The sequence below is a fragment of the Polaromonas sp. A23 genome, assembly GCF_002001015.1.
Lineage (GTDB): Bacteria > Pseudomonadota > Gammaproteobacteria > Burkholderiales > Burkholderiaceae_C > Polaromonas.
In genome coordinates, this window is sequence record NZ_MUNO01000001.1 from 77,296 (window position 1) to 97,168 (window position 19,873).

Annotated in this window: 15 protein-coding genes; 12 read left to right on the forward strand and 3 right to left on the reverse strand. The window is 60.7% G+C overall.

Annotation, left to right across the window (positions count from 1 at the left end; genetic code table 11):
* Positions 1 to 34: 34 nt before the first annotated feature.
* From B0B52_RS00310 to B0B52_RS00330, 5 genes are all read left to right on the forward strand, one after another.
* Entirely contained in the window at positions 35 to 3,613 is a 3,579-nt protein-coding gene (locus B0B52_RS00310; RefSeq protein WP_077591605.1) for an indolepyruvate ferredoxin oxidoreductase family protein, read from the forward strand.
* 194 nt (positions 3,614 to 3,807) lie between these two features.
* Positions 3,808 to 4,140, forward strand: a complete 333-nt coding sequence (yajC, locus tag B0B52_RS00315; protein WP_077591606.1) for a preprotein translocase subunit YajC — start codon at positions 3,808 to 3,810, stop codon at positions 4,138 to 4,140.
* A 66-nt stretch (positions 4,141 to 4,206) separates the two neighbouring features.
* A complete protein-coding gene (secD, locus tag B0B52_RS00320) occupies positions 4,207 to 6,111 on the forward strand; it encodes a protein translocase subunit SecD (protein ID WP_077591607.1) in 1,905 nt (634 codons plus the stop codon).
* A gap of 27 nt (positions 6,112 to 6,138) precedes the next feature.
* The gene (secF, locus tag B0B52_RS00325; RefSeq protein ID WP_077591608.1) at positions 6,139 to 7,092 is read left to right on the forward strand and encodes a protein translocase subunit SecF; all 954 of its coding nucleotides are present in this window, start codon (positions 6,139 to 6,141) and stop codon (positions 7,090 to 7,092) included.
* 26 nt (positions 7,093 to 7,118) lie between these two features.
* Positions 7,119 to 9,620: a DUF1631 family protein gene (locus B0B52_RS00330; RefSeq protein WP_077591609.1), complete on the forward strand. Its 2,502-nt coding sequence runs from the start codon at positions 7,119 to 7,121 to the stop codon at positions 9,618 to 9,620.
* A gap of 145 nt (positions 9,621 to 9,765) precedes the next feature.
* Here the strand turns inward: B0B52_RS00330 and B0B52_RS00335 are convergent, their stop codons facing one another.
* The 3 genes from B0B52_RS00335 to B0B52_RS00345 form a co-directional block, all read right to left on the reverse strand.
* Positions 9,766 to 10,284: a DUF494 domain-containing protein gene (locus B0B52_RS00335; protein ID WP_077591610.1), complete on the reverse strand. Its 519-nt coding sequence runs from the start codon at positions 10,282 to 10,284 to the stop codon at positions 9,766 to 9,768.
* Between the two features lie 77 nt (positions 10,285 to 10,361).
* Complete coding sequence (dprA, locus tag B0B52_RS00340; protein ID WP_077591611.1) at positions 10,362 to 11,483, reverse strand: DNA-processing protein DprA; 1,122 nt, start codon at positions 11,481 to 11,483, stop codon at positions 10,362 to 10,364.
* A 77-nt stretch (positions 11,484 to 11,560) separates the two neighbouring features.
* Complete coding sequence (locus B0B52_RS00345) at positions 11,561 to 12,778, reverse strand: LysM peptidoglycan-binding domain-containing protein (RefSeq protein WP_077591612.1); 1,218 nt, start codon at positions 12,776 to 12,778, stop codon at positions 11,561 to 11,563.
* Positions 12,779 to 12,966: 188 nt separating this feature from the next.
* Between B0B52_RS00345 and def the strand changes: the two genes are divergently transcribed.
* From def to B0B52_RS00380, 7 genes are all read left to right on the forward strand, one after another.
* The gene (gene def / locus B0B52_RS00350; protein ID WP_077591645.1) at positions 12,967 to 13,479 is read left to right on the forward strand and encodes a peptide deformylase; all 513 of its coding nucleotides are present in this window, start codon (positions 12,967 to 12,969) and stop codon (positions 13,477 to 13,479) included.
* A gap of 159 nt (positions 13,480 to 13,638) precedes the next feature.
* The gene (gene fmt / locus B0B52_RS00355) at positions 13,639 to 14,619 is read left to right on the forward strand and encodes a methionyl-tRNA formyltransferase (protein WP_077591613.1); all 981 of its coding nucleotides are present in this window, start codon (positions 13,639 to 13,641) and stop codon (positions 14,617 to 14,619) included.
* Positions 14,620 to 14,666: 47 nt separating this feature from the next.
* Positions 14,667 to 15,356, forward strand: coding sequence for an AzlC family ABC transporter permease (locus B0B52_RS00360; protein WP_077591646.1), 690 nt, complete (start codon positions 14,667 to 14,669; stop codon positions 15,354 to 15,356).
* Positions 15,353 to 15,682, forward strand: a complete 330-nt coding sequence (locus tag B0B52_RS00365) for an AzlD domain-containing protein (protein WP_077591614.1) — start codon at positions 15,353 to 15,355, stop codon at positions 15,680 to 15,682. The genes B0B52_RS00360 and B0B52_RS00365 overlap by 4 nt, the downstream gene beginning before the upstream one ends.
* A 283-nt stretch (positions 15,683 to 15,965) precedes the next feature.
* Entirely contained in the window at positions 15,966 to 17,159 is a 1,194-nt protein-coding gene (locus tag B0B52_RS00370) for a phosphoglycerate kinase (RefSeq protein ID WP_077591615.1), read from the forward strand.
* A 228-nt stretch (positions 17,160 to 17,387) separates the two neighbouring features.
* Positions 17,388 to 18,821, forward strand: a complete 1,434-nt coding sequence (pyk, locus tag B0B52_RS00375; protein ID WP_077591616.1) for a pyruvate kinase — start codon at positions 17,388 to 17,390, stop codon at positions 18,819 to 18,821.
* A 90-nt stretch (positions 18,822 to 18,911) separates the two neighbouring features.
* Positions 18,912 to 19,790: an alpha/beta hydrolase gene (locus tag B0B52_RS00380; protein ID WP_077591617.1), complete on the forward strand. Its 879-nt coding sequence runs from the start codon at positions 18,912 to 18,914 to the stop codon at positions 19,788 to 19,790.
* Positions 19,791 to 19,873 lie beyond the last annotated feature (83 nt).

Sequence of the window (19,873 nt, forward strand, 5' to 3'; positions counted from 1 at the left end):
AAAAGGCGGTGCCCGCCCCACGATTGGAGACAAGATGAACGCCCCCCTGCCCGAACACATTCGCAAGGCCCTCGAGACCGTCACGCTCGACGACAAATACAGCCTCGATTACGGTCAGGCCTTCATGAGCGGCGTTCAGGCCCTCGTCAAGTTGCCCATGCTGCAGCGCCAGCGCGATGCCTTGCAGGGCAAGAACACCGCGGGCTTTGTCAGCGGGTACCGTGGTTCACCGCTGGGCGGTTACGACCAGGCCTTGTGGAAAGCTTCGAGCTACCTGAAAGCGCAAAACATCGTGTTCCAGCCGGGTGTCAATGAAGAGCTGGCCGCCACTGCGCTGTGGGGTACGCAACAACTGGGCTTTTCGCCTCCCGGCACCAACAAGTTCGACGGTGTGTTCGGCATCTGGTACGGCAAAGGACCGGGCGTGGACCGCTGCTCCGATGTTTTCAAACACGCCAACATGGCGGGCACCACGGCCTGGGGCGGTGTGATTGCCGTGGCCGGCGACGACCATGTGGCCAAGAGCTCGACCGCAGCCCACCAGAGCGACCACATTTTCAAAGCCTGCGGCTTGCCGGTGTTTTTCCCGGCCGATGTGCAGGAAATCCTGGATTTGGGCGTGCACGCGTTTGCGATGAGCCGCTTCTCCGGCGTCTGGGCCGGCATGAAAACCATCCAGGAGATTGTCGAGTCCAGCGCCACGGCGATGATTGACCCCGAGCGCGTGCAGATCAAGTTGCCGACAGACTTTCAAATGCCGCCGGGCGGCGTGCACATTCGCTGGCCCGACGTTGCGCTGGATCAGGAAGCACGCCTTTTTGACTACAAGTGGTACGCCGCGCTGGCCTATATCCGCGCCAACCGGCTCAATTACAACGTGATCGAAGGCCCGAACGACCGCTTCGGCATCATCGCCAGCGGCAAGGCCTACAACGACACCCGCCAGGCCTTGATCGATCTGGGGCTGGACGATGCGACCTGCCGGCAGCTCGGTATCCGCCTGCACAAGGTGGGCGTGGTCTGGCCGCTGGAAGCCCAGGGTACGCGCGAGTTTGCAACCGGGCTACAGGAAATCCTGGTGGTTGAGGAAAAGCGCCAGGTCATTGAATACCAGCTCAAGGAAGAGCTGTACAACTGGCGCGCAGACGTGCGCCCCAACATCTACGGCAAGTTCAACGAGGTCGAGGGTGACTTCAGCGGCGGCGAGTGGTCCATGCCGAACCCGGCGGCCAATACGCTGCTGCGCGCCAACGCCGACCTGTCGCCGGCGCTGATCGCCAAGGCGATTGCACAGCGTGTTCGCAGGCTAGGCCTGGACAGCGACATGGCTGCGCGTATTGATGCGCAGCTGGCGATTCTGGAAGCCAAGGAGCGCGCCATGCAGGTGCTGGAGGTCAAGGCCGACCGCACGCCCTGGTTCTGCTCAGGCTGCCCGCACAACACCTCCACCGTGGTGCCGGAGGGCTCGCGCGCCATGGGTGGTATCGGGTGCCACTTCATGGCCACCTGGATGGACCGCTCCACGATCGGTTTCACACAAATGGGCGGGGAGGGCGTGCCTTGGGTAGGCCAGCAGCCTTTCACCACCGACCAGCACATTTTTGCCAATCTTGGAGACGGCACTTACTTCCACAGTGGCTCACTGGCCGTGCGCCAGTCGATTGTCTCGGGTGTGAACATCACCTACAAGATTCTCTACAACGACGCGGTGGCCATGACCGGCGGCCAGCAGATCGGCGAGCGGCCTGAAGGCCTTTCAGTGGTGCAGATTGCCCAGTCCATGCGGGCCGAAGGCGCGGCGAAAATTGTGGTGGTGACCGACGAGCCGGAGAAGTATGAAGGCGTCACCCTGGTCGAAGGCGTTGCTGTGCACCATCGTGATGAACTGGATGCCATCCAGCGCCAGTTCCGCGAGATCAAGGGTACGACGGTCATCATTTACGACCAGACCTGTGCCACCGAAAAGCGCCGCCGCCGCAAGCGCGGCAGCATGGTCGATCCGGCCCGGCGCGTGGTTATCAACGAACTGGTCTGCGAAGGCTGTGGCGACTGCAGCGTGCAGTCCAACTGCCTGAGCGTGGAGCCACTCGAAACCGAATTTGGGCGCAAGCGCCAGATCAACCAGTCCACCTGCAACAAGGACATGTCCTGCCTGAAGGGCTTTTGCCCGAGCTTTGTGACGGTGGAAGGCGGTCAGCTCAAGAAGAAGGCCAAGGGCAAGGCTGCATCGCCTTTTGAAATGGGTCCGCTGCCTGAGCCGCAGATTCCTTCCACTCACGGCGCTAATGGAGATGTCTGGGGCATAGTGGTCGCTGGCGTTGGCGGCACCGGCGTCATCACCATTGGTCAATTGCTGGGCATGGCCGGCCATATCGAAGGCAAGGGCATCGTGACCCAAGACGCTGGCGGCCTGGCGCAAAAGGGTGGTGCTACCTGGAGCCACGTGCTCATAGGTGCGAGCCAGAATGACATCCGTACCACCCGTGTCAGCATGGCGGGCGCTGATCTGATCATCGGCTGCGACCCCATCGTGGCGGCCGGCAAGGAAACGCTGATGCGCATGCGAGAGGGCCGTACCCATGTGGCGCTCAACTCCTACAGCACACCGACCGCAGCTTTTGTGCACAACGTCAATTGGCAGAATCCGGCCGAGGCTTGCGCCGCAGAAATTGTCAAGGCTGTGGGCTTGGCTGGCGTGGGTGCCTTCAATGCCGATGCGGCCTCGACGAAACTGATGGGCGACAGCATTTATACCAACCCGATGATGCTGGGCTACGCATGGCAAAAAGGCTGGATTCCCCTGGAATATGCATCGCTGATGCGGGCCATCGAGCTGAACGCCGTGGCGGTGGACAACAACAAGACTGCCTTTGAGTGGGGCCGCCGCGCAGCGCACGATCTGGCGTCGGTTGAAAAATTGTTTGTCTCCGCGCAGGTCATTGCCATGCCCACACCGCGCCAGGGTCTGGCGGACTTGGTGGCACGCCGGGTTGCTTTCCTGACCGATTACCAGAATGCTGCTTACGCCAGCCACTACGAAAGTTTTGTGAAGCGGGTGGAGCAGGCGGAATCGGCTCTCGGAAAGACACTTTTGACGCAAAACGTCGCCAAGTACCTGTTCAAGCTGATGGCCTACAAGGACGAATACGAAGTGGCGCGCCTGCACACCGACCGCAGTTTTCATGACAAGGTCGGGGCGATGTTTGAAGGCGACTTCAAGCTCAATTACCACCTTGCACCGCCCATGATTGCGAAGAAAAATGAAAAAGGCGAGTTGCAGAAGCAAAAATTCGGCCCCTGGATGTTGACGGCCTTCAAGGTGCTGGCCAGACTGAAGGGGTTGCGCGGCACCGCGCTTGATCCTTTCGGGCGCACGGAAGAGCGCAAGATGGAGCGGGCACTGATCAAGCAATATGAGGCGAGCATTGACGAAGTGCTGTTTTCGCTGGACGCGGACAACCATGCCGCCGCGGTTGAAATTGCCCGCATCCCGGAGCTCATCAAGGGTTATGGGCATGTGAAGGCACGCAATGTCGAACTGGCTCAGCAGAAATGGACTGAGGCCGTGGCTGCATTTCGCCAGCCGGCAGTCAAGGTGCGCCAGGCCGCCTGAATTGCCGACTCCTTGCTTTTGTGAGGTGAGAATCTGGTCCTTCAGATGGGTTTGAGGCGTCTGGCGCAACCCTGACAATTAAGCCTTACAGCCTTGCTGGTTACAACTGCTTACGAAACTCGGCCGCATACAATCAGGCTCTCTTTGCCCCCGGCATCCGTCGGGGCGCATCCTTCTTTGTTGTGGAGTCTGCCGTGTTCATTTCTTCTGCGTTTGCCCAAACCGCCCCTGCCGCTGCTGCCGAAGGCGGCATGTTGTCGTCGCTTACCAGCATGTTGCCGCTGGTCCTGATGTTTGTGGTGCTGTATTTTGTGATGATCCGTCCACAGATGAAAAAGCAGAAAGAACATCGCGCCATGATCGATGCACTGGCCAAGGGCGATGAAGTTGTTACCGCCGGTGGGCTGCTCGGAACGGTTACCAAGCTGGGCGATGCCTACCTTGGCCTGGAGCTCGCTACGGGTGTTGAAGTTCAGTTGCAGCGCAGCGCGATTGTTCAGGTTTTGCCCAAAGGCAGCATCAAGTAAACAGCTTCGTTTGTCTGGCCTCCGTGGCCCGGCCGGGTCCCCTAGTTTCTCAGGAACAGCACGCTCATGAATCGTTATCCGGTCTGGAAGTACGCGATCCTCGTCATCGCGGTATTGATTGCCGCACTGTATACCTTGCCCAATTTTTTTGGCGAGGCGCCGGCCGTTCAGGTCTCGAGCAGCAAAGCCACGGTCAGGATTGACAGTACGACGGTCACGCGGATCGAGCAGGTCCTTCGCGACGCCAAGGTCGCTGCCGATGCCGTGACCCTGGACGGGACGTCCGTGAAGGCCCGGTTCAGCGATACAGATTCCCAGCTCAAGGCCAAGGACGCCATCGAAAAGGCGCTGATGCCCGATCCGGCGTCTTCGCCTTATGTGGTTGCCCTCAACTTGTTGTCACGCTCCCCGGCGTGGCTGACGGCGATCAACGCCAGGCCCATGTACCTGGGCCTGGACTTGCGCGGCGGTGTGCACTTCATGCTTCAGGTAGACATGCAGGCAGCCTTGACAAAAAAGGCGGAATCGCTGGCCGGTGACCTTCGACTGGTGCTGCGCGAAAAGAACATCCGTCATGGTGGCATTAGCCGCGATGGGCAAGCCATTGACATCCGTTTCCGCGACACGGCCACGCTGGACGCTGCTCGCCGCCTTGTTCAGGACCAATTCGCGGACTTGCAGGCCGTCGATGCGCCGGATGGCACCGAATACAAGCTGACCGTGCGCATCAAACCTGAAGCGGCGCGTCTGGTGCAGGAACAGGCACTCAAGCAGAACATGGTGACCTTGCACAACCGGATCAACGAGCTCGGCGTGGCCGAGCCCGTGATCCAGCAGCAAGGCCTGGATCGCATCGTGGTGCAGTTGCCGGGCGTGCAGGACACGGCCAAGGCAAAAGACATTTTGGGTCGTACGGCCACGCTGGAGATGCGGCTGGTTGACGAAAGCGCCGAGGGGCGAGCGGCCGAGAGTGGGTCCAGTGCCGTTCCTTTTGGCTCTGAGCGCTTTCTGGAGCGTGATGGCCGGCCGGTGATTGTGAAAAAACAGGTCATTCTGACGGGTGAAAGCCTGACCGATGCCCAGCCTGGTTTCGACTCGCAGGATCAGAAACCCAAGGTGGACCTGACAGTTGACGCGAAAGGTGGACGCATCATGCGTGACGTCAGCCGCGAAAACCTCAAAAAACGCATGGCGATTGTCCTGTTTGAAAAGGGCAAAGGCGAAGTGCTGACGGCGCCCGTGATTCAGGGAGAACTGGGCAATCGCTTCCAGATTTCCGGCTCCATGAGCGTCACTGAAGCGAATGACCTGGCCCTGTTGCTGCGCGCAGGTTCACTGGCCGCGCCCATGGAAATCATCGAGGAGCGCACCATCGGTCCTACGCTGGGGGCAGAAAACATTTCCAAAGGTTTTCACAGTGTGGCTTGGGGCTTTCTTGTCATTGTGGCCTGCATGGCTGTTTACTACATGCTGTTCGGTCTATTCTCGGGGCTGGCGCTTGCGGTGAATCTGTTGATGCTGGTGGCGGTGTTGTCCATGCTTCAGGCGACGCTGACTTTGCCCGGCATGGCGGCCATGGCGCTGGCCCTCGGCATGGCGATTGACTCGAATGTGCTGATCAACGAACGGGTGCGCGAGGAGCTGCGTAACGGCGCGGCGCCCCAGGCGGCCATTCATACAGGGTACGAGCGGGCTTGGGCCACCATCCTGGACTCAAACATCACGACACTGATTGCCGGCCTCGCCTTGCTGGCCTTCGGTTCAGGGCCTGTGCGGGGGTTTGCAGTTGTTCACGTTATCGGTATCCTGACCAGCATGTTCTCGGCAGTGTTTTTCTCGCGTGGCCTGGTCAATCTCTGGTACGGACGGCAGAAGAAGCTCAAATCGGTGTCCATCGGCACCATCTGGCGACCGCCCGGCGACGCTGGCGTACCGGCCAAAAACGGCAAATCCGCCGCAACAGCTACCTAAGCCGCAGAACAACGGGAAAAGGACGTCATGGAATTTTTCAAGATTCGCAAGGACATTCCGTTCATGCGGCATGCCCTGATTTTCAATGTGATTTCATTGGCGACCTTTGTGCTGGCCGTGTTTTTTCTGTTCTCGCGCGGGTTGCACCTGTCGGTCGAATTCACCGGCGGCACGGTGATGGAAGTCAGTTATTCGCAGCCTGCCGATGTGGAGAAGGTCCGCGGCACCGTGGCCGGTCTGGGTTTTACCGATGTGCAGGTTCAGAATTTTGGGACAGCGCGGGAAGTGATGATCCGACTGCCCGCGCAAAGGGGCGTGACCACAGCCCAGCAAAGCGACAAGGTGATGGCGGCGCTGAAGGCGGAGGAGCCTCAGGTGGCCTTGCGGCGAACCGAATTTGTCGGTCCCCAGGTTGGTGAGGAGCTGGCACAGGATGGTCTCAAGGCGCTGGCCATGGTGGTGTTCGGCATCATGGTCTACTTGGCTTTCCGCTTCGAATGGAAATATGCGGTGGCGGCCATCATCGCGAACTTGCATGACGTCGTGATCATTCTCGGCTTTTTTGCGTTTTTTCAGTGGGAGTTTTCCCTTTCAGTTCTGGCCGCGGTGCTGGCTGTGCTGGGCTATTCGGTCAATGAATCGGTTGTGATTTTTGATCGGATCCGTGAGAATTTTCGGCGTTACCGCAAGATGAATACTGTCCAGATCATCGATAACGCGATCACCTCTACGATCAGCCGGACCATCATTACCCACGGGTCAACCCAGATCATGGTGTTGTCCATGCTGCTATTCGGCGGGCCGACCCTGTTTTATTTCGCGTTGGCCCTGACGATTGGTATTCTCTTCGGCATCTACTCGTCGGTTTTTGTGGCCGCCGCCATTGCGATGTGGCTTGGAATCAAGCGCGAAGATCTGGTCAAAATCTCGGGAAAGAAGGAAGAAGACCCCAACGATCCGAATGCCGGGGCCACGGTTTAGGCTTGTAACCAGAACTCCATACGGTCGTGGCCACAAACACCAAACGAGACCTTTTGCTTGCGCGGCAGGCACGCGAACGGTTCGTGGGCCACGCCGTCCGCATCCTGCCAGAGCTGGCCAGTGGTGTCAGAGTCAAGTTGTCGGGATTGATGGAGCAAAGCGGCAACGCCCGCGAAATGCAGGACCGTCGCGACGCTTGGTTGTCCTTTCAGGAAAATGAAACGGTCTGGGTCAACGCGACTATCGCCGCCTGGAAGAAAGCGCTTGTTCCGCCGACAGCATCGGTTCGGATGGCTGTGGACACGGGCAAATTTGAGTTGATGGGTAATGAGGTGATGGAAAACCGCATCCTCGCCTCGCGGTTGGCCCTGCGCCTGCTTGACAGCGCAAGTTGGGAGCTCAATGATTTGCGCCTGCGCGTCCAAAGCCTTGAAGGGGTGCCCGAGCTGGCCAAGGAAGACATTCTTCGGCCTGAAGTGCTATCGCAGAATCTGATTGAGCAATGGACCTTGGCGCCGTTGTCTCGTGAGGTTTGGTTGATGGTGCAGGATTTGATTCAGCAGCAATTGACCACGCATTTGCTGGATGCCTATCGTGCAGCGAACGAATTCCTGATCAAGGAAAACGTGATGGTCGATATCGACCTTCGATCTCTGGTCAAACGTACGCCATCTTCGGAAAGCCCACCACGGGCAATCGGGCCAAAGTTGGCGGATGGGCGGGCTGCGTCTCCGACAGGGCGGGCTTCGAGTACGGGCTCTCTGGGGAGCGCTTCCGGTGTGAGCGGGGGAACAGTCCCTGCTGGCGGTGGGCGTCCAGGCGGGGGGGGCGGTACAGGTGGAGGTGGAGGTGGAGGTGGAGGTGGAGGTGGCGCAGGACCTGGGAACCGTAAAAATCCTGCCGTCCCTGCAAGCGCTGGGCGTGGTGGCGGTTTGTCTGGCGGCAGTGTAGAGCCGACGGATTCTTCAGCGGCCCGGCAAGCAATCCACGACGAGACCCGCATGCAAACCGGAACTTCTCCGCTGGCAAGGGCGCGTATGCGCGCGCAGGGCGTGATGGGACACTTGAAACGCCTGTTGTCGGACCATGCGGTCGATTTTGATCACACCCATGTCAATCAACCCTCGTCCCAGCTGGCGCAGGCGATGGCCAAGGTACCGCCGCCGCCTGCTGCCGGTGGCAATGCCTATGAGGGCACGCTTGTTGACGCGCCTGACCAGGTTTACGGTTCGGCAGACGTGGAGCACGCGGCCGGCGCCTTGCGTCAGCGTACCAGCGACCTCAAGCAGGCCGCCAGTACTTCAAGCGAAAAAGCGACCATTGAAATTGTGGCGCTGATGTTCCAGAGCATTCTCGCGGAAGACCGTATTCCGCCTGCTGTTCGGGTGTGGTTCGCCCGGCTGCAGATGCCGGTGTTGCGCGTGGCGATTTCCGAACCCGAGTTTTTCGGGTCCTTGCAGCACCCGGCACGCCGGCTGATCGATCGCATGGGTTCCTGTGTGTTGGGCTTTGATGCAACCGTTTCCGGCGGCGCCCTTGAGATCGAGATCAAGCGGATCGTGCAGGTCATCGAGCAATACCCTGAGACCGGTCGACGTGTGTTTCAGCTGGTATATGACGAGTTCCAGAAGTTTCTTTCCAAGTTCCTGTCGGGGCAGGGAAGTGCGGCGCGCGTGGTGAGCGTCGCGCAGCAGATGGAGCAAAAGGAAACCATGGCCATCCAGTACACCATTGAGATGCGCAGCATGCTCAATGACATGCCGGTGCGCGAGGAAATCCGCGAGTTCCTTTTCAAGATATGGGCTGAAGTGCTGGCTATCGCTGCCATGAAAAATGGCCCCCAGCATGAGGACACCATTCAGCTCAAGCAGGCTGCTGCCGATCTGGTTTGGGCGGCAAGCGCCAAACCCAATCGCAACGACCGGGCGCGTGTCATTGCCGATCTGCCCAAGCTGCTGCAATTGCTTCGGATGGGTATGTCCATGCTTGGCATGACCCCGTCGGTCCAGGACCAGCATCTGAAAATCATCAGCGATACGCTGGCGGACGCCTTCATGTCAAAAACTGATGCGATCTCCGTGGAGCGTATCGAAGAAATGGCCAAGAGACTGGCCAATCTGGAAGACTACCTCTCTGATGAAGATGTGGGTGACCTGCCTCTGGACACCGAAAATCTGGTCATGATGATAGGCATTGATGCGTCTGACATCGAAGTGATCGCGGATGGGGGCAGTCAGCCCAGCGAGGCCATGCGTTCCTGGGCGCAGGAGCTCCAGGTGGGTGCGTGGTTCAGCCTCGACCATAACGGCCAGGTCAGCCACGTGCAGTTCGCCTGGCGTAGCGAGCGCAAGCAATTGCATCTCTTTGCTTCAACCGATGGACGCAATTTCCTGATTCAGGCGCGCCGCTTGGCCGCCTATTTGCAGGCCGGGTTGCTGGTGCCAACCGAAGACGAAGCGCTGACCGTGCGCGCCACACGCGATGCGCTGGCCAAACTTGACGCCAACCCGGAGCGTCTGCTCGGCTGAATAGGGCCCCCACGGTCGCTCACTTCGTGTAACTCTCTGCCCCCGAGGGGGCCGCTGCGCCTACGGACTGGCAAAGCCAGATCCGTGGCCCCGGCTGGTGAAGAGGCGCCTCAGGTGGTCTGCAAGGTGTAACGAGCGTGGAGGCTCAATGAGCTACGCGAAACTCGGTGTCGTCGCAGAGTTCGTCCAAGACCAGCGCATCCGGTTCTTCGCCGAAGCTCCAATACACCATCAACACAATGATTTTGAGGTCGTCAAGCGTCAATGGCTCGCCTGGAGCAGCCATGGCCCGGTCAATGACGATTTCGCGCATGTGCGACGGCAGCACACCGGAAGATTCGAGGAAGCTGACAAAACCCAAAGCCTGTGCACCGAGGTGGTCCTGCTCGGCGACCGAATAGACGCGCAAGCTACCCGTTGACTGGGTGACAAAACCGGACGGTGCAGGCGCTGTCGAAATTTCTGACGCGACCACGGTACTGGCTGGCAGGCCAGCTTGTGTATTCTGGGCGGCGATGTTCAGGCCGTTGAGCCAGACCAGTGCGGCCTGAATCTCTTCTGCCTCGAAACCAACTGCCGTGAGTTTTCGGCTCAACTGGTGCAACTCGGGGCATGCGTCCCCTTGCCAGTAATTTTCGTAAACGTACACCAGTACTTCAAACATGCATCCAATATAACGCAGTTGCGGAGGACGCCACCAGTAACTTCCTATGGCCTTTTCAGCTCACGGGACACCGCCGCTTAAACCGTTGCCATCCGTTGAAACAGGCCGCCTGGCAGCCTGGCGAGCTCGCCCCCCATTTCCAGGTCCAGCAACCGGGCCTGCAATATAGCTGTTGCAAGACCCGTCCGCGCCTGCAGAGCGTCCAGCGAAACCGGCTCGAAACCCATTGCGGCAAGCAGGGAGTCTTCTGGTTCCATGTTTGCGAGATCGGTATTGGCCGGTATGACGGCAGGAACATGCGGTAAATCCAGCTCTTCCAATACGTCCTGGGCAGATTCCACCAGCTTGGCACCCTGCTTGATCAAGGCGTGGCAGCCACGGGACTGGGGAGAATGGATCGAGCCGGGAATTGCGAACACTTCCCTGCCTTGTTCGGCCGCAAGCCGGGCCGTAATCAGTGACCCCGACTTCAGCGCCGCCTCAATCACCAGCGTACCTTGCGAAAGGCCGGAAATAAGCCGGTTGCGTTTGGGAAAATTAGCGGTCAGCGGTGGGGTTCCCAGCGGAAATTCGCTGATGATCAGGCCGTGCTCGGCGATGCGGTGCGCCAGCGCCAGGTGTTGCTTGGGATACACCCGATCCAGGCCGGTTCCCACCACAGCCAAGGTTGGGCCACCGCCCAGCAGGGCGCCGTCATGGGCGGCACCGTCTACCCCTAAGGCCATGCCGGACACGACGCAAAGGCCAGCTTCACCGAACGCCTTGGCAAATTGTCGGGCATTGTTTTCGCCTTGCGGTGTCGGGTTGCGGCTGCCAACGATGGCCAGGCAAAGTGCTCTATTTTGTATAGTAGCTCTTAGACGTGCATCAAGGGTTCCGACCATATAAAGCATGGAGGGTGGATCTTCGATGTCGAGCAGAGCCGGCGGATAGGCGCTATCGCCCAGCGGAATAATGTGCCGGTTGTCTGCGCCGCGGAGCCATTCCAGCGCGATTTGCAACTGCGCGGCCAGTGTGGCCGGTTCGGTTTGCACGGCGCTTACCAGCCGGTCGGAGCCGAGCTGTCGCAGGGCGGCCGCATCCTGGTCAAAGATGGCTTCAGGCGAACCAAAGGCGGCCAGTAGTTGACGTGCTCCCGTATTTCCGATGCCGGGGGTCAGGGACAGGCGCAGCCAGGCGCCAAGTTCAGAAGCTTCCATAGCTCGGCTGCGCTCAGGCTGAGGGAACCAGTACGGCGGTGTTCACGCAGCGCGTGTGCAACGGAAGAAAACCGGGCTCAGTTCGGATTGATAAAGCGATCGCCTACTTTGGCGCCCTCGTTTACCTCCAGGATCAGCGCATAGGAGAGCTTCTCGAAAGTGCGGAACACAATCATCAGGCCATTGCGTTCATGAGGTAGTCTGATCTGAGTCCGGGCTGAATCGGTACGGTCGGTCAAAACCTGGCCGCTTTGCTGAACGGCCAGCACATGGCCGCGTTCCAGGCCGTCCCTGGCTCCGCGGTTAATCACCACGACCTGGTTTCCGGCCGCGTAGCGTACGGCGCTGCCATAGATCGAGACGATCTGCCCTTCGATCTGGGTGGAAGGTGCGCGCGGCACATAACTCAACAGTTCACGCGGTGGCTCAGCCACCAGCCGGTCGCCGACGCGCATTTCTTCCTTGGCCACCAGGATGTCAATCGTGGCAGGGACAATTTCATCGCTTACCTTGCCGTCCTTGCCTGTCACACTGGCTGTGGATTCGCCTCGAACCAGCTCGGCTTTGCCGAGAAACTGTGCTTCGTAGCCGAGGACTTCCCCGGTGCTCGGATCTTTCAGCGGCGTAGCGTTGCGAAAGACGCGGTAGTCCAACGGCTCGCCCTTGGCGGTGCTCAGCGGCTTGCCGGTGTCTTTGCTTGTATAAACGCCCCGTGCATATGCCCGGTCACCACGGCTGAGCAGAACCCGGCCTTCCTGAGCGGCCACAATACGCGGCGCTGCCAGGAACGCGGCTTCGTCCACGATCAGCGCTTCGGAAAGAAAGGGTTCGATGGCCTGCGGCGACAGGGTTGGCACCGCAGCGTCTGCCAGCGACTCGTAGCGTGTACGTGGTGAAACGCGGACCGTTCCGGGTTGGCCCTCACTTTCGCCGGAGCGGCGGGCTCTCAAGGTGGCGCGGCCGTTGGATTTGTCCAGATACAGCTGCTGCCCGGGGTAAATACGGTGCGGATTTCGTATGTCTTCCAGGTTCATGCCCCACAACTCGGGCCAGCGCCAAGGCGTTTTGAGGAACATGCCGGAAATCGCCCATAAGGTGTCGCCGCGTTTGACGGTGTACTCGTCGGGAGCATTGGGCGCCAGGTCACTCAGAGGGACCCCGGTTTGGGCTACCTGGCTGGCGGTGGCTTTCTGGCCGGCCGTGATCGGGAAGTTCTGCGCCTGCAATCCGGCGGTGGATGCCAGCAGAGCGGCCGCTATTGAAATTTGACTGAACCGACCAAAAATATGTTGCATCTTGAGGCCCTTGGGGCTGGCACGGCCTGGACCTTAAAGGCCAAGCGCCGCGTTTGTATCTTGATAAATCACTAGCGATTCTGTACTTAAGCCCTTGATTAGGCAACGAATATGCGATTTCGCGACAACAGGAACGCTCAAAATTAGCGAAAATTAGCGAAAATAGCGACATCTGATTGCCTGCCACCATGACTCAACTGACCATTCTTCGTTACCCGGACCCGCGCCTGCATACCGTGGCTAAGCCTGTTGCGGCTGTAGACGCCCGTATCCGCGGCCTTGTTGCCGACATGCTTGAAACCATGTACGAAGCCCAGGGCATTGGCTTGGCCGCCAGCCAGGTGGATGTGCACGAGCGCTTGGTCGTGATCGATGTCAGCGAAGGTCGGGACCAGCCCTTGGTGCTGATCAACCCCGAAATCATCTGGTCCAGCCCGGAAACCCAGGTCAATGACGAGGGTTGCCTTTCCGTACCCGGCGTATACGACGGGGTGGAGCGGGCCAGCGCGATTCGTGTGAAGGCCATGGATCTTGACGGTCGGGAGCAGACCCACAGTGCCGAAGGCCTGCTTGCGGTGTGTATTCAGCACGAGATGGATCACCTGCTGGGCAAGGTGTTTGTGGAATATCTCTCCCCGCTTAAACGCAATCGCATCAAGATCAAGATGCTCAAGCAGAAGAAGGACGAAGAGCGGGTCTGATTTTGGCCCCCACGTTCCCTCGCTGCGCGTAGCTCGCTGCCCCCCGAGGGGGCGCTGCGCCTGCGGCCCGGATAAGCCGGTTCCGCGGCCCCGGCTGGTCTGAAGATAAAGTCCCGGCTTACCCGGCTTGCATCATCGGGTCTCGGCGAAAATGGCCTGATGCGCATTATTTTTGCCGGTACCCCCGAATTTGCCCGTGTGGCCCTCGCGCAACTCCATGCGGCAGGCTTCGAGATCCCCCTTGTTCTGACGCAGCCTGACCGGCCAGCCGGTCGCGGCATGAAGCTCCAGGCTTCCAGCGTGAAGCAGTTTGCGCAGGAAAAAGGAATCCCGGTTGCGCAGCCGCGAAGTTTACGGCTGGACGGCAAATACCCGGAAGACGCCGCTGCCGCGAGGGAGGCGATCATCGCGGCCCGGGCCGACGCCATGGTGGTGGCCGCCTACGGCCTGATTCTTCCGCAGTGGGTGCTGGACACCCCCCGCTTGGGCTGCTTCAACATCCATGCGTCGCTGCTGCCGCGTTGGCGCGGCGCGGCGCCCATTCACCGCGCCATCGAGGCCGGCGACAGCGAAACCGGCATCTCCATCATGCAGATGGATGCAGGCCTGGATACCGGTGACATGTTGCTGACCGAAAAGCTCGCGATTTTGCCGGCGGACACCACGGGGGCGCTGCATGACAGGCTGGCCGTTTTGGGGGGCCGGCTGATCGTCGAAGCGCTGGCGCTGGCCGCCTGCGGCGGTCTCAAACCCGTTCCGCAGCCGAACCACGGCATCACCTATGCGCACAAGATAGAAAAGCACGAGGCTGCCATTGACTGGAGCAAAAGCGCCGAGGTCATCGCCCGGCGCATACGCGCTTTCAATCCCTTTCCGGGTGCAACCAGCGTTCTGGCGGAAGACACGGTCAAGTTTTGGCTGGCCGAAGTGCTTGAGGGAACGCAACAACCGGAGGGTGCATTACCGGGCCAGGTTCTCGCGGTCGGTCCGGCCGGTGTGGACCTGGCCACCGGTGCCGGCGTGTTGCGCGCAACGCGTCTGCAAAAGCCCGGCGGCAAGCCGATGGGCGTGGCCGAGTTTGTGCGTGGCTTTGTGTTGCAGCCCGGTCTGGTATTCGGCGACCCGGGGAAAGCGCCTTGACCGCAGCCCTTTTCAGGCATCCCGAGTTCCGCCAGGGCGTGCGCGATATGGGGTCGGTGGCTGCCGGTACGGCCGCCTGGGGCCTGATGACCGGCGTGGCCATGGTCAAGTCGGGCATGAGCACCTTCGAAGCGGTCCTGATGGGGGTGATTGTGTTTGCCGGCAGTTCCCAGCTCGCTGCGGTGCCCCTGATTCTTGCCGGGGCGCCCATGTGGGTGATTCTGGCGACAGCGGCTTGCGTCAACCTGCGGTTTGTTGTCTTCAGCGCCCATCTTCGGCCCTACCTGATGCACCAGCCGCTCTGGCGGCGGCTCGCCAGCGGGTACTTCACGGCCGACCTCAGCTACGTGATGTTCACCAATCGCCATCCGCACCCGGTGCCGTCAAATGACACGGCGGCGCTGCGTGCCCAGGAGGCCTACCTTGCGGGAAATTGCGCAGTGACCTGGGTCTTCTGGGTGGTGCCCAGCCTGCTCGGCATTGGGCTTGCCAATGCAATTCCTCTGCGTTGGGGACTGGGGTTCGCAGGCATCCTGGCTCTGCTGGGCATCCTGTGCTCGCTGGCCAGCACTCGTTTGCGCGTCGTGTCTGCCGGCGTAGCCGGCGCTGCGGCGGTAGCGGCCTTTGCCTTGCCGCTCAAGCTCAACATCCTGGTGGCCATCGCAGCGGCAGTGGCTGTGTGCCTGACGCTGGAAAAGCCAGCGCCGCAGCCGCCGAAAACCGGGGGGACGGCATGACCGACTGGTGGACCGTAGTCACCATTCTTGGGCTGGCCGTGGTCACGGTGATTACACGCTCGTTCTTCTTTATTTCCAGCAAACCCTGGACCTTGCCGGCCTGGGCGCAGCGTGGCCTGCACTATGCGCCGATTGCCGCCCTGTCGGCTGTCATCGTGCCTGAGATCGTGATGACACAGGGCCAGTTCATTGCCAGCTGGCAGGATGCCCGGGTGTTCGCCGCGTTGGCCGGCGCAGCCTGGTTTTTCTGGCGCCGGGGCGTGCTGGGCACCATCATCGCTGGCATGGCTGTTTACTTGCCCTTGCATATCGGAATGAACTGGTAGCACTTAAAGCCCCCACGGTCGTTCACTTCGTGTAACTCCCGAGGCCTTGCAGGCCGCGGCTCGCGAGACGCTTCGCCTCTGTCGCCTGTCCAAAGCTGCTCAAGCAGCTTTGGAGCCGCAGGCTCCAGCCCCTCGGGGGCCGCTGCGCCTGCGGCCCGGCAAAGCCGGACCCGCGGCCCCTGCCTGCTTGGCGCCGTTACGGTCGCTCACGGTCCTCCACGGTGGCGCACCTACAATTTGAGGCTTTGCGCAACTCGACGCCAACTTTCCATTGCGAGCTTTCATGAACTTCCTCCGTTTTTCCGATTTGTGTTCTCAGGGGCTGGTCAAGGGCCGGCGTGTCTTTATCCGGGCTGATCTCAATGTGCCGCAGGACGATGCGGGGCAGATTACTGAAGACACCCGTATCCGTGCCTCGATTCCCTGCATTCAGATGGCGCTGGATGCGGGCGCTGCGGTCATGGTGACTTCGCACCTTGGCCGGCCGACGGAGGGGCAATTCAAGCCTGAAGACTCCCTCGCTCCCGTGGCACAGCGCCTGGGCGAACTCATGAAGCGCGAGGTGCCACTTGTGTCGGACTGGGTGGGCGGCGTGACCGTGCAGCCTGGCCAGCTCGTGCTGTTGGAGAACTGCCGCGTCAACAAGGGAGAGAAGAAGAATGACGAAACGCTGGCCCGCAAGATGGCGGCGCTGTGCGACATCTTTGTCCATGACGCCTTCGGCACGGCGCACCGCGCCGAAGCCTCGACCTACGGCATTGCGCAGTTCGCGCCAACCGCCTGCGCCGGCCCGCTGCTGGCGGCTGAAATGGATGCCATCTCCAAGGCATTGGCCAACCCCAAGCGGCCGCTGGTGGCGATTGTGGCCGGCAGCAAGGTCTCGACCAAGCTGACCATCCTGAAGGCATTGGCAGGCAAGGTGGACCAGTTGATCGTGGGCGGCGGCATTGCCAACACCTTTATGCTGGCCAGCGGTTTGCCCATCGGCAAAAGCCTGGCCGAGCGTGAATTGCTGGACGAGGCCCGCGCGGTCATGGTCGCCATGAAGGCACGGGGCGCCGAAGTTCCGATCCCCAGCGATGTCGTGACTGCCAAGACTTTCAGTGCCGATGCGATGGCTACCGTGAAGGCTGCCAGTGAGGTTGCAGAAGACGACCTGATCCTGGACATCGGCCCGCAAACGGCCAAGCGGCTGGCGGACCAGTTGATGGCGGCCGGCACCATCGTCTGGAACGGCCCGGTGGGCGTGTTCGAATTCGCTGCCTTTGAAGGCGGAACCAAAACCATCGCCGATGCCATTGCAAAAAGCAGCGCCTTCAGCATTGCCGGCGGCGGGGACACGCTGGCAGCCATCGCCAAATACGGCATTGAAAAAGACGTGGGCTACATCTCGACGGGTGGCGGCGCATTCCTCGAAGTGCTGGAGGGCAAGCAGCTCCCGGCTTTCGACATTCTGCAAAAGCGGGTGGCAGGCTGAGTCGGTTGGTGCTGTTCTAGTTTGCTATTGATTTGATAGCTATTGGCGCCCGTGCGTAAAGGGCAAACGGCTGATTTTCTTTAAAGAAATGTCAAAAATCGTTTGTTTGGCATTCAATCTGCTGTCGTAGCTCAACACGCGCTGCCAGCGGATGCATGTACCCGGTCTGTACCGGTGTGCCATGGGTTCCGTGTGAGAATCGAAAACAAATTACAGGAGACAAACAACATGCACTACAGCGCCACCAAAATTGTTGCCACCCTTGGCCCTGCTTCCAGCGATCCGGCGCTGCTCGAAAAAATGATACGTGCCGGCGTGACCGTGGTTCGCCTGAACTTCAGCCACGGCACCGCGCAGGATCACATCGACCGGGCGACCATGGTGCGCGAAGCCGCCCAGCGCGCCGGGGTCGAGGTCGCCATCATGGCTGACCTGCAGGGCCCGAAAATCCGCGTCGGCAAGTTTGCCGAAGGCAAGGTCCTGCTGGAGGCTGGCGCCAAGTTCATGCTCGACGCTTCGCGCACTGAGCCGGGCGACATCAAGGGTGTGGGGCTGGACTACAAAGAGCTGCCGCGCGATGTGCGCTCTGGTGACGTGCTGCTGCTCAACGACGGTCTGATTGTGCTGACGGTTGATTCGGTGCGCGGCGACGAGGTGCAAACCACCGTCAAGGTGGGCGGCTTCCTGTCCAACAACAAGGGCATCAACAAAAAGGGCGGCGGCCTGACCGCGCCGGCCCTGACCGGCAAGGACATGGAGGACATCAAGACCGCCATGAGTTTCCAGGCCGACTATGTGGCGGTGAGTTTTCCGCAGAACGCCACCGACATGGAAATGGCGCGCCAGCTGTGCAATGTGGCCGCCGCGCCCTACAAGCACAAGCCAGGGCTGATCGCCAAGATCGAACGGGCCGAGGCCATTCCCAAGCTGGAAGAAATCTTGCAGGTGAGCGACGGCATCATGGTCGCGCGTGGCGATCTGGCGATTGAGGTGGGCAACGCGGCGGTGCCGGCGTTGCAAAAACGCATGATCAAGATGGCCCGCGCCATGGACAAGGTCGTCATCACCGCAACCCAGATGATGGAGAGCATGATTCTCAACCCGGTGCCAACGCGCGCCGAGGTCAGTGACGTGGCCAACGCCGTGCTGGATGGCACCGACGCCGTGATGCTCAGTGCTGAAACCGCCGCCGGCAAGTACCCGCTGGAAACCATTGAAGAAATGGCCAGCATTTGCCTGGAGGCCGAAAAAACCGAATACGCGGCGCTCGACGCCGATTTCAGCGGCAAAACCTTCACGCGTATTGACCAGTCCATTGCCATGGGCGCGTTGTTCACCGCTTACCATCTCGGCGCCAAGGCCATTGTGGCGCTGACCGACAGCGGCTCCACTCCCCTGTGGATGAGCCGCCATGACATTCGCGTGCCGATCTATGCGCTGACGCCTCGCCTGGCCACGCAGCGCAAGATGGCGCTGTACCGCAATGTTCGCCCGCTGCTGATGGACCAGAGCGCCGACCGCGACACCGCGCTGGAACAGGCCGAAGGCCACCTGCTGCGCAGGGACATCGTGCAAAGCGGCGATGTATACGCCATCACCTGCGGGGAACCCATGGGTGCTCCGGGTGGCACCAACATGCTCAAGATCTGCCGCGTCGCCTGATTTCCGGTTGAGCAAAGGCACCGGGCCGCAGCTGTCCCGGGGAACGCCGGGCTGAATCCAGAGCAGGCAGCTGTGCGTATCAGTGGTTCTATGGACACCACTGACTTTGAATTGCCCAGACGTTCGCTGTTTGCCATGCTGCCGGCACTGCTCACCGCCTGTTCCGCAGCGGACGTGCTTAACGCCACCGTTCCTGCCGATACGTACCGGCGTACGCAAGACCTGCCTTACGGCGACCATGCGCGTCAGCGGCTTGATATTTACCAGCCCGTCGCCGGCTCTGCCAACGCGCCGATGGTGGTGTTCTTTTATGGCGGCAGCTGGTCATCCGGTGAGCGCGGGGACTACCGCTTTGTCGGCGAAGCCCTGGCTTCCTGCGGCATCGTGGCTGTGATCGCAGACTATCGTCTGAGCCCCGAATTTCGTTACCCGGTGTTTGTGCAGGACAGCGCGCTTGCCGTCAGCTGGGCGGCGGAGCATGCATCGGCTTATGGTGCTGACCCTGCCCGCATCTTTGTCATGGGCCACAGCGCAGGCGCCTACAACGCGGCCATGGTGGCGCTGGACCCGCGCTGGCTTGCAGCGCAAGGGCTTGCTCCTTCGCGCCTGGCGGGCTGGATAGGCCTGGCTGGCCCCTACGATTTCCTTCCCATCGTTGACCCACAGACCCGGGTGGCCTTCAGCTGGCCGCAGACGCCCGCTGACAGTCAACCCATGGCCCATGTGTCGCCGGCTTCACCGCCGGCACTCCTGCTGGCGCCAGCCGCGGACCGCATCGTCAATTCCCGACGCAGTACTGTCGCGCTGGCGCACAAGCTCCAGGCCAGTGGCGTGCGGGTTGATCATGAGTTGCTGGAAAGCGTCAGTCATGTCACCGTGCTGGCATCGATGGCCTTGGTGCTCAGGTTTCGGGCGCCTGTGCTTGAGCGCGTGGCCGCCTTTGTGAAGTCGGCCGGCCGGCCGGGCTGAAACCTGCTGCCTGTACCGCGGTGTTGGCAATGGCGTTGTCCTACACGGCTGGCGGACATGTGCCGACAAATCGGGCTGCACGA

What these genes read in the sequence shown, in the direction of transcription:
- B0B52_RS00380 (WP_077591617.1), top strand. Translation starts at nt 18,912, where the DNA reads ATGGACACCACTGACTTTGAATTGCCCAGACGTTCGCTGTTTGCCATG.
- B0B52_RS00360 (WP_077591646.1), top strand. Translation starts at nt 14,667, where the DNA reads ATGGGGTCGGTGGCTGCCGGTACGGCCGCCTGGGGCCTGATGACCGGC.
- B0B52_RS00370 (WP_077591615.1), top strand. Translation starts at nt 15,966, where the DNA reads ATGAACTTCCTCCGTTTTTCCGATTTGTGTTCTCAGGGGCTGGTCAAG.
- B0B52_RS00310 (WP_077591605.1), top strand. Translation starts at nt 35, where the DNA reads ATGAACGCCCCCCTGCCCGAACACATTCGCAAGGCCCTCGAGACCGTC.
- fmt (WP_077591613.1), top strand. Translation starts at nt 13,639, where the DNA reads ATGCGCATTATTTTTGCCGGTACCCCCGAATTTGCCCGTGTGGCCCTC.
- B0B52_RS00365 (WP_077591614.1), top strand. Translation starts at nt 15,353, where the DNA reads ATGACCGACTGGTGGACCGTAGTCACCATTCTTGGGCTGGCCGTGGTC.
- def (WP_077591645.1), top strand. Translation starts at nt 12,967, where the DNA reads ATGACTCAACTGACCATTCTTCGTTACCCGGACCCGCGCCTGCATACC.
- secF (WP_077591608.1), top strand. Translation starts at nt 6,139, where the DNA reads ATGGAATTTTTCAAGATTCGCAAGGACATTCCGTTCATGCGGCATGCC.
- B0B52_RS00345 (WP_077591612.1), bottom strand. Translation starts at nt 12,778, where the DNA reads ATGCAACATATTTTTGGTCGGTTCAGTCAAATTTCAATAGCGGCCGCT.
- secD (WP_077591607.1), top strand. Translation starts at nt 4,207, where the DNA reads ATGAATCGTTATCCGGTCTGGAAGTACGCGATCCTCGTCATCGCGGTA.
- B0B52_RS00335 (WP_077591610.1), bottom strand. Translation starts at nt 10,284, where the DNA reads ATGTTTGAAGTACTGGTGTACGTTTACGAAAATTACTGGCAAGGGGAC.
- pyk (WP_077591616.1), top strand. Translation starts at nt 17,388, where the DNA reads ATGCACTACAGCGCCACCAAAATTGTTGCCACCCTTGGCCCTGCTTCC.
- dprA (WP_077591611.1), bottom strand. Translation starts at nt 11,483, where the DNA reads ATGGAAGCTTCTGAACTTGGCGCCTGGCTGCGCCTGTCCCTGACCCCC.